General features: G+C 67.6%; 12 protein-coding genes. 7 read left to right on the forward strand and 5 right to left on the reverse strand.

All coding sequences use genetic code 11. From position 1 onward, the window contains the following. Positions 1-21: 21 nt before the first annotated feature. Positions 22-1,428, forward strand: coding sequence for an APC family permease (locus DPV74_RS01165; protein WP_059694935.1), 1,407 nt, complete (start codon positions 22-24; stop codon positions 1,426-1,428). 64 nt (positions 1,429-1,492) lie between these two features. Beyond that, on the forward strand, positions 1,493-2,602 hold the full coding sequence (locus DPV74_RS01170) for a P1 family peptidase (protein WP_119336361.1): 1,110 nt from the start codon (positions 1,493-1,495) through the stop codon (positions 2,600-2,602). A gap of 144 nt (positions 2,603-2,746) precedes the next feature. Here DPV74_RS01170 and DPV74_RS01175 read toward each other — a convergent pair whose 3' ends face one another. Together DPV74_RS01175 and DPV74_RS01180 are read right to left on the reverse strand one after the other, a co-directional pair. After that, complete coding sequence (locus DPV74_RS01175) at positions 2,747-2,959, reverse strand: hypothetical protein (protein ID WP_059694933.1); 213 nt, start codon at positions 2,957-2,959, stop codon at positions 2,747-2,749. A 164-nt stretch (positions 2,960-3,123) separates the two neighbouring features. Next, the gene (locus DPV74_RS01180; RefSeq protein WP_119336362.1) at positions 3,124-5,307 is read right to left on the reverse strand and encodes an FUSC family protein; all 2,184 of its coding nucleotides are present in this window, start codon (positions 5,305-5,307) and stop codon (positions 3,124-3,126) included. A gap of 201 nt (positions 5,308-5,508) precedes the next feature. On the opposite strand from DPV74_RS01180, the gene DPV74_RS01185 reads away from it, so the two are divergent. Then, positions 5,509-6,456, forward strand: a complete 948-nt coding sequence (locus tag DPV74_RS01185) for a LysR family transcriptional regulator (RefSeq protein WP_119336363.1) — start codon at positions 5,509-5,511, stop codon at positions 6,454-6,456. Between the two features lie 142 nt (positions 6,457-6,598). Here the strand turns inward: DPV74_RS01185 and DPV74_RS01190 are convergent, their stop codons facing one another. Further along, on the reverse strand, positions 6,599-6,901 hold the full coding sequence (locus DPV74_RS01190; RefSeq protein WP_059694929.1) for a DUF4148 domain-containing protein: 303 nt from the start codon (positions 6,899-6,901) through the stop codon (positions 6,599-6,601). A 214-nt stretch (positions 6,902-7,115) separates the two neighbouring features. Then, entirely contained in the window at positions 7,116-8,258 is a 1,143-nt protein-coding gene (locus tag DPV74_RS01195; protein WP_027791527.1) for a porin, read from the reverse strand. Positions 8,259-8,900: 642 nt separating this feature from the next. Here DPV74_RS01195 and DPV74_RS01200 point away from each other — a divergent pair. The 4 genes from DPV74_RS01200 to DPV74_RS01215 all read left to right on the forward strand — a co-directional run bounded on the left by DPV74_RS01200 (position 8,901) and on the right by DPV74_RS01215 (position 12,843). Continuing rightward, positions 8,901-10,235 carry a chloride channel protein gene (locus tag DPV74_RS01200; protein WP_119336364.1) on the forward strand — a complete coding sequence of 445 codons (1,335 nt, stop codon included), beginning with the start codon at positions 8,901-8,903 and terminating at the stop codon, positions 10,233-10,235. Positions 10,236-10,537: 302 nt separating this feature from the next. Further along, positions 10,538-10,975, forward strand: a complete 438-nt coding sequence (locus DPV74_RS01205; RefSeq protein WP_119336365.1) for an STM2901 family protein — start codon at positions 10,538-10,540, stop codon at positions 10,973-10,975. Next, positions 10,968-11,315, forward strand: coding sequence for a DUF1493 family protein (locus tag DPV74_RS01210; RefSeq protein WP_119336366.1), 348 nt, complete (start codon positions 10,968-10,970; stop codon positions 11,313-11,315). The genes DPV74_RS01205 and DPV74_RS01210 overlap by 8 nt, the downstream gene beginning before the upstream one ends. 205 nt (positions 11,316-11,520) lie before the next feature. Beyond that, complete coding sequence (locus DPV74_RS01215; protein ID WP_027791531.1) at positions 11,521-12,843, forward strand: TIGR00366 family protein; 1,323 nt, start codon at positions 11,521-11,523, stop codon at positions 12,841-12,843. Positions 12,844-12,901: 58 nt separating this feature from the next. Here the strand turns inward: DPV74_RS01215 and DPV74_RS01220 are convergent, their stop codons facing one another. Continuing rightward, entirely contained in the window at positions 12,902-14,230 is a 1,329-nt protein-coding gene (locus tag DPV74_RS01220; protein WP_027791532.1) for an MFS transporter, read from the reverse strand. Positions 14,231-14,409: the final 179 nt, after the last annotated feature.

The raw sequence follows: 14,409 nt of genomic DNA on the forward strand, positions 1-14,409 counted from the left end.
AGTGCAGCACAGGAGAACGAGATGGCGATGATGTCGGAATCGACGGGCACGCTGCAAGCGGCGCCTGCAACGGAGGACGCGCCGCGCGCGCTGTCGCAGACGCTCAGCGTGCGCGACGCGGTGATGATCACCGTATCGGGCGTGACGCCCGCGAGCTCGATCTTCGTGATCGCGCCGTTCGCGATCCAGCAGGCCGGCAGCGGTGCCGTGCTGTCGTTCCTGCTCGGCGGCGTGCTCGCGCTCGCGTTCGCGCTCTGCTACGCGGAACTCAGCGCCGCGCACCGCAGCGCGGGCGGCGAGTATGTGATGGCCAAGCGCGTGTTCGGCACGCTGCCCGGCTACCTCACCTTCATCACGGTGCTGTCCGTCAGCGTGTTTATCCCGGCCGTGCTCGCGAGCGGCGCCGCGCCATACCTGAACAATGCGCTCGGCACGCACTTCAGCAACCAGTCGGTCGCGTTGACGATCGTGCTGCTCAGCTACCTGCTCGGCATGCTGAACATCAAGACGAACGCGTGGATCACGGGCGCGTTCCTGGTGGTCGAGATCGGCGTGCTGATGCTGATCGCGGGCCTCGGCTTCGGTTCCCCGCATCGCAGCGCCGACGCGCTGGTCGCGCCGGTCGTCGCGAGCGGCAACGCGCTCGTGCCCGCGACGCTGGCCGCGATCGTTCCGGCGATCGGCACGGCGATCTTCTGCTACAACGGCTTCGGATCGGCCGCGTATCTCGCGGAAGACCTGCGCGGCGGCAACCGCAATGTCGCGAAGGCAGTGATCTACTCGCTGCTCGTGATCCTCGTCGTCGAACTGATTCCGCTCACCGCGATCGTGCTCGGCGCGCCTTCGCTGACCGAGCTGACGAAGAGTGCCGACCCGATCGGCTATGTCGTGCGTTCGCTGAGCAACCCGGCGGTGTCGCGCGTGGTCAGCGGCGGGATCTTCCTGTCGGTGTTCAACGCGATCATCGCGATCGTGATCACGATGGGCCGGCTGCTGTACAGCAGCGGCCGGCATGCGCTCTGGTCGCGCACCTGCAACCGTGCCTTCTCGACGATCCACCCGCGTCTCGAATCGCCGTGGCTCGCGACCCTCGCGCTCGCGGTGCCGTCGGCGGGGCTCGTGTTCGTGTCGAGCCTCGACGAGCTGACCGCGTTCACGGTCGACCTGCTGCTGCTGATCTACCTGGTCGTCGGGCTGGCCGCGCTCGCGAGCCGGTTCGTGCGCCGCGACGTCGAGCATCATTACCGGATGCCGTTGTGGCCCGTGACGCCGCTCGTCGCGGTGGCGGGCGCCGCGTACACGCTCTACACGACGCTGGCCACAGCCACGAAACCGACCGACCTCATCATCATCGCCGGCCTGCTGATTGCCGCGCTCGCGATGTACGCAGTCTGGGCGCGCCACAGCGAAGCGTTCCGCGCGCTCTGAGCGACGGGTCGAAGCCTTGCCGTACCGAAACACCGAACCATTGAAAGACGGGAGGAATTGCATCATGCGCACGAGGGATCTCGGCATCCGCATCGGACTCGGCACGCCGGGCCGCTTCAACGCGATCACGGACGTTCCGGGCGTGCGGGTCGGACATTGCACGCTGAACGAGGAGAACGGCGACGCATCGATCCGCACCGGCGTCACCGTCATCGAGCCGCGCGCGGGCGCCGCGCACGATTCACCCTGTTTCGCGGGCGTGCACGTGCTGAACGGCAACGGCGATGCGACGGGGCTCGAATGGATCCGCGAAGCCGGCCTGCTCACCACGCCGATCGCCTATACGAACACGCACAGCGTCGGCGCGGTGCGCGATGCACTCGTCGCGAACGAGCGCGAAGCGGCGGCGGGCCGCGTGTACTGGTGCATGCCGGTCGTGATGGAAACCTACGACGGCCTGCTGAACGACATCTGGGGGCAGCACGTGAGCGCCGCGCACGTGCTGCGCGCGCTGGCCGCCGCGCAGACGGGGCCGGTTGCCGAAGGCGGCGTGGGCGGCGGCACGGGCATGATCTGCCACGAGTTCAAGGGCGGCATCGGCACCGCGTCGCGTGTGCTCGCGGCCGATGCGGGCGGCTGGACCGTCGGCGCGCTCGTCCAGGCGAACTACGGCGTGCGCGAGATGCTGCGCGTGGCCGGCTACCCGGTCGGCGAAGTGCTGCGGCACGTGCCTTCGCCGTTCCGCGCGCCGGACGCGCAGGGCGAGGCCGGGATGGGCTCGATCGTCGTGACGATCGCGACCGACGCGCCGTTGCTGCCTCATCAATGCACGCGGCTCGCGCAGCGTGCCAGTGTCGGGCTCGCGCGGGTCGGCGGCGGCACGGAGGATTCGAGCGGCGACATCTTCCTTGCGTTCGCAACGGGCAACGACGGCCTGCCGGCGGCGAACTACGGCAGCAAGGGGGCGCCGACCACCGGCGTGAAGATGGTCAACAACGACCATATTTCCGCGCTGTTCGTCGCGGCGGCGGAAGCGGTGGAGGAAGCGATCGTGAACGCGCTCGTCGCGGGCGGCGACGTCGAGTCGCGCGGTGCGCGGGTCGAAGGGCTGGGGCAGGCGCGCTTGCTGGATGCGTTGCGCGAGGTGGGCTGGCGGCCGGGGCGCGGCGCCTGAAACGGCATGCGCCGCTTCAATCGAAGCGGCGTGGGGCGGAGCGGCGATGCGGCGATCGGCCGGGCCGCGATCGGCCGGGCCGCCGCTCGCCCGCGCAGGTCATGCGGGCGGTGCGGGCCTGGCCGTGACGACGCGGCGTCATGCTCAGCTGCCGAAGTAGATGTTGCAGAAGCTGACGGGGCCGACGCAGGCGTTCGGGTCGTCCTGCTTCGATTGCGCACGATCGACGCGGCCGGCGGCCTTCACGGCTTCGACGCGGTTCGCCTGTTGCTGTGCGTCGTCTGCCGGTGCCGGCTGTGCGTGAGCGACAGCAGCGGTGAGCGACAGGGCAACGAGGGCGAGGTGCAGCGGCTTCATTTTTGTTTCTCCTGGGTGAGTGCCAGTCTCGCTGGCAGTGAGGAAACTATAGGCTCGCACTGCTTAAAGATTAATCACCGCGCCTGTAGAGCATATTTCCATCCGGAACAAGGATCCCGTTGCGCACGCACCGATCGTCAAGGGCGTCGATGGCATCGATGGGATCAATGGCGATGCCGGTTGAACGGCGCGTCCTTGTCCAGCAGCGCGCTGCGCATGAAGTGCAGGCAGCCGACGATGCGCTGCATGCGGTGCCGCTCGTTGGGCACCGCATACCACGCCTGCAGCGCGTGCTGCGCGGCGCGGATCGCGAGATTCACCGATTTCAGCGTGCGTGCGTGATGGCCGGGCGTCGGATCGTCGAAGAAGCGCGGCAGCTCGTGCAGCACCGCGTCGATCGAGCCGGTCCAGCGCAGCGTCTGCGGCGGCTTCGATGCGCGGAACGCGTTCATTTCGTCGCGCAGGTCGATCACCGCGTGGCCGACTTCGAGCGTCGACAGCATCCAGCGCAGCGCGTCGCGATGCTGCCGCGTGCGCCGCACGAGCAGCGTGCGCAGTTGCGCCATCAGGTCGTGGGTACTCGACTGGAAGCGCTGCGCGAGGCCGTCCGGCGCGCCTTCGCACGCCAGCGTGACCTGGCGGCGCAGGTCGTGCGCGATGCGGCCCGTGAGCCACGGCATGTGAGTCGGGAACACGACCGCGAACACGAGCGAGCACACGAGCATCGCGATGACGACGGCCAGGCCGTTGTTGATCAGCACCTCGGGCGTATACGCGATCACGTTGTCCGGCCCCGCGAGCAGGCAGAAGAACACCGCGAAGCCGATCCCGTAACCGGACAATCCCGGCCGCATCGCGAGAAACGCGCCGACGCCGAGCACCGGCGCGAGCGCCGCGCACAGCAGCGGAAAGCCTTCGATGTTCGGATACACGTAGCACAGGAACAGGTAGCCGATGGCGGTCGCGAATGTCGCGCCGACGCTCATCTGCGCCACGAACTTCGGCGCGCGCGGCGACGTCGAGCTGAGCGCGCACGCGATCGCGGTGGCGGTCACGGCAAGCGGACCGCTTGGCCATTCTGAGGCGATCCAGAACACGCTCATCGCACCGACGGCGACGACCGTGCGCAGGAACGCGAAGCCGACGAAGAACGTATTGGTCTTCACCGCGTAATGCGTGACCGAGCGCTCGAACGCATGGTCGTCCTGGTCGAGCGACGCATAGGTGTCGGCGTAGCCGAGGTATTCGCCGATGAAGCGGTACAGCAGCTCGATCGCGGTATCGAAGTCGAGCAGGCCGCCGGGCGCGTGTTCCTCGATGTTTCGCCGCGAGGCGCGCGCGGCTTTCGGCAACGCGCTGTGGAAGCGGCGCAGATCGACCAGTGCACCGGCGGCCGGCGCGATGCCGCGCTGCCGCTCGTCGCGCAGCGCGGCGAAACGCTGCGCGAGCGCATCGACGTGCGGCGCGAGCGCATCGAGCACCGCGTCCGAGCCGTTCGCGCGCAGCCGCTTGACGAGCTGGTGCAGCGCATGCAGCCGCGTGCACGCGTTCATGAACTCGCTGTTCAGCCGCGCGAGCCGGCGGCTGCGCGCGCGAATGTGCGGATCCTCGAACGACGCGAACGCGCGGTTGGCCTCGAAGCCGACGATGTCGTCGACGAAATCCGCGAAGCGCCGCTCGAAATCGGCGCGGGCGACGTCGCCCGCGAGTGCGCCGGCCGTGAACGCCGCGAACGTCGCATGGCGGGTGCCCAGCGAGCGCATCAGCGCCTTCGCGGAGCTGAGCGGCAGGATCAGCGCGCTGACCGCGCCCGAGCAGGCGATGCCGAGCGCGACTTCCGCGGCACGCGTGAGCGCGGACTGGAACAGCGTCTGCGGCGTCATCACGGCCGGCAGGCCGATCAGCGCGGCCGTATAGCCGGCGAGTACGAAGCCGTACCAGCGGAAGTGGCGGTTGCGCACCGCGAGTGCGATGCAGCTGCCGATCCACAGCGTGATGCCGGCCATGTACAGCTCGGGCTGCTGCGCGAACAGCCCGCCGAGCGCGAGCGCGGCGACGAGACCGGCCGCCGTGCCGAGCACGCGGTAGAAACTCTTCGCGAACACCATTCCCGACAGCGGCTGCATCAGCACGAACACGGTCGTCATCGCGGTGCGCGGCTGCGACATCTCCAGGCGCATCGCGATGCCCATCGCGAGCAGCGCCGCGAACACGGTTTTCGCGAGGTGCAGCCAGATCAGCCCGTCGCTCGCGGCCCAGTCGCGTGCCGCGTCGCCGAGTGGATCGAGCCATGCCCTCCATCGTGCCGGTTCGATGGAAGGTCGCTCGATCGCAGGTTGTGGCTTCATGAAAAGAGGGGGCCGGTACGGGGCCGGGCACGGTGCCACGGCACGTCCGAACGGGTCCGTTCGACTGGTGAGGCGCCGATTGTAGGAGCGCGGCGCCCGTGCATTAACGCAGCTGCGGGGAAACGATAGTTGCAGCCGGAGTAACAATCTGTCGCATCCAGTGGAGGAAAATAGCGGCTCCGCTACAGGTTGCTCACAGGAATGGATACCCTACAAAACATGCGGGTGTTTGCGCGTGTCGTCGAGACGGGCAGTTTCACTGCCGCCGCGCAATCGCTGAATTCGACGACGGGCGCGATGTCGCGCGCGGTGTCGGAGCTCGAGGCGCGCCTGCGTACTCGTCTGATGAATCGTTCGACGCGCCGTCTCGCACTCACGTCGGCCGGCGAAAGCTATCTGCGGCGCTGCCGCCAGATCCTCGCCGACGTCGACCGCGCGGAAGAAGAGGCGAGCTGCGCGCACGAACGGCCGGCCGGCGTGCTGCGCATGCACAGCTTCGCGAGCGTCGGCCATCACTATGTATTGCCCGCACTGACGCGCTATCACGCGCAGTTTCCGGACGTGTCGATCGAGCTGTCGCTGTCGCAGCGCATGCCCGACCTGTTCGACGGGACGAGCGACATGGCCGTCGTGACCGCGTCGTCGCTTCCCGATTCGGAACTCGTGTCGCACCTGCTCGGCTCGACCTTCAGCATCCTGTGCGCGTCGCCCGACTACGTGAAACGCCACGGCGCGCCGGCCCGTCCGCAGGATCTTGCCGCGCACGCGTGCCTGACGCTGTGCACGCCGGCGTTCCCGACGCACGAATGGGTGCTCGAAGGGCCCGAAGGCGTCGAGCAGATCCACGTCGCGGGGCCGGTGCAGACCAATACGGCCGAATCGCTCGCGCTCGCGATCCGCGACGGCATCGGGATCGGCATGCTGCCGCTTTACTCGGCGATCGACGCGCTGCGCGACGGCACGCTCGTGCGCGTGCTGCCCGCGCACATCCTGCAGAAGATGAACGTGTACGCGCTGTATCCGTCGCGCCGCTTCGTCGATGCGAAGGTGCGGACGTGGGTCGAGATGCTGCGTGCCCAGGTGCCGGGGATGATTGCGCGCGACGTCGAGATGCTGAACGCGATCGACCGCGAACCGCAGGCCGCCTGAGCGGCCGACGCGTATCGGCGTAGCGCCGGCTTCTTCTCTTCAGCCGGCTTCTTCTCTTCACGCGAATTTCGGCAACCACGCCAACGCGACTCGCCGCGCCCACGGTACATCGTCCCCGTGGGCGCGGCGCATCGTCATGACGTTACAGCGCGGGCTTTGCCGCCGTGCCCGATTCCGTTGCCGGCTCGCCGGCCGGGCCGTATGCGGCGTGCGCGGCCTTCTGTTGCGCGAGGCGCTTTTCGTGGAGCCGCTCCTGTGCCGCCAGGATGTCGTCCGGATAGTTGATGGATTCGCCGCGCGCCGGGTTGTAGCCGACCGATTCGAGGTCGCTCAGCTCCTGCAGCACTTGCGCGCGCGTGACGGGCGACTTTGCCGACTGGGCGAACGACAGGGCCGGTGCAGCGAGCAGGACGGCAGCGGCGGCGGTAACGACGAGCGATTTCACGAGGTTCTCCTGGGTACGGGGTGGGTGGCCGGCGCGACGCGCGATGCGCGCCCCCGACCTTCGCTGGCAGTCTACGCAGCGCCCGCGCGCGTAAAAACCCCGATTCCAGGCAGGCTGCCTTCCAGATGGAACAACATTGATGCGCCGCCCGCCGCGAACGAACCCGCATGCGAACGCAGGTGCGTGACCGTCGGGCGGCGATGCATCGCGTCGATCAGAAGCGCGTGCGCATGCCGATCGTGCCGACGATCTGGTTCGCGGTGCTCGATGCGCCGCCCGAGCCGTCGATGAACGCCCGGTAGCCGCGGCCCGATGCGTGCTGATACATCGCTTCCGCGTAGACGTCCGTGCGGCGCGACAGCTTGTAGACGGCCTGCAGGTCGACCTGGTGCCACTTCGGATCGGTGCCGTGCCTGCTGTCGGGGTTCGACACGCTGGCGTCCGTGTACACGTAGGCCGCGCCGAGACTGACGGCCGGCGTCACCGCATAGCGCACGTTCACGTCGTAGTTGTTGAACGCGACCTGGCCGGTCGAGCCGAACGAGCCCGTGTTGTCGTACTGCGAGCGCGTATAGACGAAGCCGACGGTGGCCGGGCCGAACCCGTAGCTGATGCCGCCGCCGTACGAACGCATGCGGTCCGAGCCGATCGACCAGCCGCCCTGGTTCAGGCTCTTCGCTTCGGCCGCGTCGGTCGCGCCCGGGCTCGCGCTCGTCGAGCCCTTCGTGCCGTTCATCTGCAGGTACGCGCCGGCCAGCTTCAGCGGGCCGTTCGTGTAGCTCGCCGCGACGCTGTATGCGCGGTTCGCGCCGAAGCTGGTCGCGTTCGAGAACGCGTACATTGCGCCGACCTTGAAGCCCGCATACGTCTCGCTCGTGTACTTGACCGCGTTGTTGATGCGCAGCGAGTGGTTCAGGTTGTCGTTGTCGAACGGGTGCGCGAAGCTCGTGTCGCCGAGGTCGCCGGCCGTGGCGGACAGCGGCGCGACGAAATCGACCATCGTGTCGTACTGGCGGCCGAGCGTCAGCGTGCCATAGCCGCTCTGGCTCAGGCCGACGTACGCGTGGCGGCCGAACAGCTTGCCGTCCTGCCCGAGCCCGCCGTTGTTCACGTTGAAGCCGTTCTCGAGCACGAACAGCGCCTTCAGGCCGCCGCCGAGATCCTCGGTGCCGCGAAACCCGACGCGGCTGCCGTTGACGGTGCCGCTGTTCAGGCGCCACAGCGACGCGCCGTTGGCGTTGTTGGTGTAGACGATGCCGGCATCGATCAGGCCGTACAGCGTGACCGAGCTCTGTGCGTGAGCGAGCGGGGCGAACAGCGTGGCGGTGCATGCGCCGGCGACGAGGGTTTTTTTCAAGTGAGGCTCCTGCGTGTGGAAGGGGAACGAAAGTTCGGCGCAAGTATAGGAACGCAACCCGCGCGCAAGGCCGCCGGGGGCCGCGAGCGCACCTTTCCGGATCAGGCAAGAGTCGTTCACAAAACTGACACGACGCGCGGTGCGCGCGTGACGGTGGTGGTTTTTGCACGGTCGCACGCGGGCGGTATCCCTCCGTCGCGGGCGTGCTGTCGCGTCGGTGCAACATGAGCGGGGCGTGGCACGGCGGTGGGTCGGTGCGACTGGCGCGCGGAGAACGGCTCGCCTGCATCCACGCCCGCGACCGGCATCACTCGTGTTCAAAGGCGGGCGCGTGCACACATTCCAGGCTCGTCAACCGGATCGCGCGACCGGCCTACTCGAAGCACTCGGCCGTTCTCACGAATACGCCGCAACGGGAAGGCGATCCTGCGGCGTGAACCGGAACGCATCACGTATCCGGTACCCGGATTGAAGCGGACGGTGAACTTCGGGCTGCCTTGACCCGCCGGTCTTCGTATATTCATCAAATGCATGAGTCGATTCGAAAAATACGTTTGTCTCATGATTGTCGCCGGCCTACGATGCGGTCCTGACGACGGCGCGAGTGGCGCGCCGTCTTTTTCGATCCCATCCGCGAACCCCATGCGCCCCGATCTCCCGTCCGCTCCCGCATCCCCTTCGCCGGCCGCCAGCCCGTTCGCGCGCATGGCCGTCGTCACGATCCTGACCGGCGTCGGCGCGGGCTTCGGCGGCATGCTGCTCGCGCTGCTGCTGCATGCGATCCAGCACGTCGCGTTCGGCTACAGCATCGCGCACGTGATCGGCACCGAGAGCTTCCTCACCGGCGTGACCGGCGCCGATCCGCTGCGCCGGCTCGCGGTGCTGATCGTCTGCGGGATCGTCGCCGGCGGCGGCTGGTGGGCGCTGTACCGGTTTGGCCGGCCGCTCGTCAGCATCCGCCGCGCGGTGCGCGCGGCCGATCCGCGGATGCCGGTCGTCAGCACGACGATTCACGCGCTGCTGCAGATCGTCACCGTCGCGCTCGGCTCGCCGCTCGGCCGCGAAGTCGCCCCGCGCGAGATCGGATCGCTGCTGGCGGGGCAGCTTGCGCATCGTGCGGGGCTCACCCCCGACGATTGCCGGCTGATGGTCGCGTGCGGTGCGGGCGCGGGCCTCGCGGCCGTCTATAACGTGCCGCTCGGCGGCGCGATCTTCGTGCTCGAAGTGCTGCTCGGCACGTTCGAACTGCGTGCGCTGGTCGTGGCGGTCGCGACGTCGGCGATCGCGGCGGCCGTCGCGTGGATCGGCCTCGGCAACGAACACCAGTACACGGTGCCGCCGTTCGTGCTGACCACGCCGCTGGTGGCATGGTCGATCGTCTGCGGGCCGCTGTTCGGCTTCGCCGCATACGGCTTCGTGCGGCTCACGACGCGCGCCCGGGCGAACGCGCCGAAAGACGGGCGGCTGCCCGTGCTTGCGCTGATCAACTTCGCGGTGATCGGCGTGCTCGCGATGCGGTTTCCGCAACTGCTCGGCAACGGCAAGGGTCCGGCGTCGCTGGGTTTCGACGGCACGCTGACGATCGGCCTCGCCGCCGCGCTGCTCGTGCTGAAGGTGCTGATCGAGGCCGGCAGCCTGCGGGCCGGCGCGGAAGGCGGCCTGCTGACACCGGGCCTCGCGAACGGTGCGCTGCTCGGCGTCGTGCTCGGCGGGCTGTGGAGCCTCGTGTGGCCGGGTGCGCCGATCGGCGCTTGCGCGCTCGTCGGCGCGACCGCGTTTCTCGCCGCGTCGATGCAGATGCCGATCACGGCGGTCGTGCTGCTGCTCGAGTTCACGCGCGCGGATCACGACAGCCTCGTGCCGATGCTGCTTGCCGTGACCGGGTCGCTCGTCGCGTATCGGGTGGCGCAACGGTGGAGTGAGGGGCGGGCGAAGGCGATGGAGGTGGTCAAGGAGCGTGCGGTGGCGATGCGTTAATGCGTCCACGCAGCCAGGAGGCGAACGACGTTTGCCTTTTTTGTCGCCAACAAATCACCGAAAGTTGACGATTTGTATCCGTTCCAAAGCAAGCTGTTGCCGCGGTGATCCACGCAGGACGATGAAGCCGATACGATCGGAGGCGCCAAGCGTGGGGCCGCTTTAGAGGAACGGCATCCCGTCGATCACCTGCGCCCGGATGCACGCGTGCAACAGTCATTGCTTCCCTGGGTCCGTTGTCCTTCCCGAGTCATTCACGATAGCGTTTTCCGCTCATTCAAATTCAAACGATCTGAGGGAAAATGTCGAATTCGTACAAGTACGGCGTTCATGACGGCTTGAGGCGCGAAGCGTTGCTTTTCCTGATCTTCATCGAAGAGACTGGCAAGGCGGCGGGTGTAGATGACGCGATCGGTATCGCGATGGTGTTGCTGGGCCAGCGCTTTATCCGCACGCGCGGCAAGTTCGCAAACGCCGTCAAGGGCACCTCGATCGCGTCGGTGGTTTCTCGTCGCTTGCTGCCGTACGAACTGAAGCATCGGATTTTGCCAACCGTTACGTCGTTCACGAGTCTTGTCATGTTGCGGATCAAGTTCACGCGGAATATCGGCGCTTTTGTTGGGCGCGCCATTCCAGGAGCAGGTTGGGTCCTCCTGGCAACGGATATCTCGCTGATCACTTGTCGCACGATCGGCACGTACAACAGCATCGTGAAGCCCGAGGATCGTTTGTATGGCTGACGCCTGGAAAAACCTCGAAGCGTTCATTGCGACCGATATCGGCAAGCTTCCAGTCGGTCGGATCGAGCTCACGCGGGACACGGATCTCTATCACGATCTCGACATGGAGCCGGAGTACATCGATGCGTTCGTCCGGCGATGGGCCGTGACGTTTGACGTCGACTTGTCCATGTTCGACATCCACGATTACTACCCGTCGGCGAAGCTCGGCATCGGTTCGTTCCTTGCCACGGTCGTCAGATCGCCGTTCAGCAACAAGGCGCGCGAAATCCTGGGCGGCCGGTCGCTCACACTCGGCATGATGGTCGAGGCGATGGAGCGCGGGCGCTGGGAGGCGTGACGAACGCGGTGCGTTGATCGAGGCGTCGAAGCGACGTAAGGGCTGCCTGTCATTTATCCCGTTTTCCTGTCGATACGACCGCGCGATCGCGGCCCCCCGCATACCAAAGCGCGTCCGCCGGTTCTATGCAAGAATCCGCGCGTTTCCGCGCATCCACCCACAACGACACGCGCGGACGTCCCTATCAGGAAACGAGGAGCTCAAGTTGATCCAGCGCATTTCCCGCTTTTTCACGCAGGTGGTTCACCGCGTGTTGCCCGACCCGTTGATTTTCGCGATCCTGCTGACGATCGTCACGTTCGCGCTCGCGTTCGGCCTCACACCCAATACGCCCGCCCAACTCACGACGATGTGGGGTTCGGGTTTCTGGAACCTGCTCGCGTTCTCGATGCAGATGGTGATGATTCTCGTCACCGGTCACGCACTCGCGAGTTCGCCGCCCGTGAAGCGCATGCTCGTCGCGCTCGCGAGCACCGCGCGCACGCCGGGGCAGGGCGTGATGCTCGTCGCGTTCGTCGGCGCGCTCGCGTGCGCGATCAACTGGGGCTTCGGCCTCGTGCTCGGCGCGATGCTCGCGCGCGAAGTGGCGCGTCGCGTGGCCGGCAGCGATTACCGGCTGCTCGTCGCGTCCGCGTACATGGGCTTCCTGAGCTGGCACGGCGGATTGTCGGGTTCGGTCCCGCTCGTCGCGGCCACGAAGGGCAACCCGATGGAAAAGACCATCGGGCTGATTCCCGTGTCGCAGACGATCTTCACCGGCTACAACGCGTTCATCACGATCGGCCTGATCGTGATGCTGCCGTTCCTCGCGCGCCTGATGATGCCGAAGCCGGGCGACGTGGTCAGCGTCGATCCGGCGTTGCTGGCCGAACCGCCGAGCGTCGAGCGCCAGCTCGGGCCCGACGCGACGTTCGCGGAGCGGATGGAGGAGAGCCGTGCGTTGTCGGTGTTCGTCGCGGCGCTGTGTGCGGCGTTCCTCGTACTGAAGTTCGTGCAGAAGGGCTTCGCACTCGACATCGACACCGTGAACCTCGCGTTCCTCGCGGCCGGCATCCTGCTGCACCGTACGCCGATGGCCTATGCGCGTGCGGTGGCCGGTGCGGCGCGCGGCGCGTCGGGGATCATGATCCAGTTCCCGTTCTACGCGGGCATCCAGGCGCTGATGGATCATTCGGGGCTCGCGGGCGTGATCACGAAGTGGTTCGTCGATATCGCGAACGTGCATACGTTCCCGCTGCTCGCGTTCCTGAGTTCCGCCGTGATCAATTTCGCGGTGCCGTCGGGCGGCGGCCACTGGGTCGTGCAGGGCCCGTTCGTGATGCCGGCGGCTCAGGCGCTCGGTGCCGATCTCGGCAAGGCGGCGATGGCGATCGCGTACGGCGAGGCCTGGACCAACATGGCGCAGCCGTTCTGGGCGCTGCCCGCGCTGGCGATCGCGGGGCTCGGTGTGCGCGACATCATGGGGTACTGCGTGACGACGCTGCTGTTCTCGGGCGTCGTGTTCGTCGCGGGGATGTATCTGTTCTGACCGCGTGAGGCGGGCGGGGCGCAGCCCGTCTCACGCCGGTCTGGTTCCAGCCTGCCTTTCAGCCGCGCGACCGCACGTCGGCGCGCTCGTGCCCGTGACGCAACGCGAGGCTCGCGAATGCCGCGACGACGAGCGCGGCCGCCAGCAGCGTCAGCCCGTTCTTTGCATTGCCGGTCGCCTGTTCGATCGCGCCGACGACGGTGGGCCCGACGAAGCCGCCGAGCAGCCCGCACGTATTCACGAGCCCGAGCCCGCCGGCCAGCGCACTGCCGGCGAGCCGCGACGCCGGAAACGTGAACACGATCGACTGCACGACGAAGAACATCGACGCGGACACGCACACGCAAAGCAGGCCCGCCAACGGTGACGCATGCGCGGCGCCGACCATCCCGGCCGCCATGATCGCGAGCCCCGCGCACAGCATCCGCCGCGAATGACGCGACTCGCGTGCGAAGCGCGGCAACGTCCCGGCCCCGAGCGCGGCGGCGAGCCAGGGCAGCGACGTCAGCAACCCGACCGCGACCGGCGACAGACGTCCCGACGCGCCGATGATCCCCGGCAGGAAGAAGATCACCGTGTAGATGGTCAACTGGTGGCAGAAGTACACGAAGATTGCGAGCCAGATCTGCGGGTCGCGCAATGCGGCGCCGAACGCGTGGCCGCCGTGCGCGGCGACGCCCGCATCCTGTTCGGCGGCCAGCTTGCGCTCGAGCGCGCGGCCGGTTTCCGGGGCGAGCCACGGCGCGGCGCTCGGGCGGTCCGGCAAGCGTGTCCACACGACGAACGCGAGCAGGATCGCCGGAATGCCTTCGACGACGAACAACCATTGCCAGCCGTGGAAACCGAGCGTGCCGTCGAGTTCGATCAGCGCACCGGCCAGCGGCCCGCCGACGATATTCGCAATGCACACGCCGAGCAGGAAATAGCCGGTGGCGCGCGCACGTTCCTCCCGGCCGAACCAGTACGTCAGATACAGCATCACGCCGGGAAACAGGCCGGCTTCGGCCACGCCGAGCAGCAGGCGCATCACGTAGAACGACGTCTCGCCGCGGACGAACGCCATCGCGATCGACAGCGCGCCCCACGTGATCATGATCCGCGTGATCCAGAAGCGCGCGCCGACGCGATGCATGATCAGGTTGCTCGGGATCTCGAAGAGCGCGTAGGTGAGAAAGAACAGCCCCGCGCCGAGCCCGTACGCGGCCGATGAGATGCCGAGATCGACGCCCATCGAATGTTTGGCGAACGCGATGTTGGTGCGGTCGAGAAAGCTGATCACATACGCGGCGATCAGCAGCGGCATGAGTTTGCGGAACAGCAGCCGGTTCAGCGACGCATTCGCGTCGGTCGCGGTGGACGACAGGGCCTGAGCGTGATGAGTGGACATGCGGACGACTCCGGTAAGGGCGAACCGGCGCGCACGGCAAGCACGGCGCGCCGCGTTCGGCAAATGCCGCTGCGCGGCAGGCAGCGGATGGGCAGTCGACGGAGCCGCGCCGGCGGCGCTCGAACGGAGCGGGGCGATGAAGGGCGTCCTGGCGCCGGCCGGTTCGGGCCGGCGCCTTG

This window comes from Burkholderia sp. HAN2018 (assembly GCF_024704855.1).
Taxonomy (GTDB): domain Bacteria; phylum Pseudomonadota; class Gammaproteobacteria; order Burkholderiales; family Burkholderiaceae; genus Burkholderia; species Burkholderia cepacia.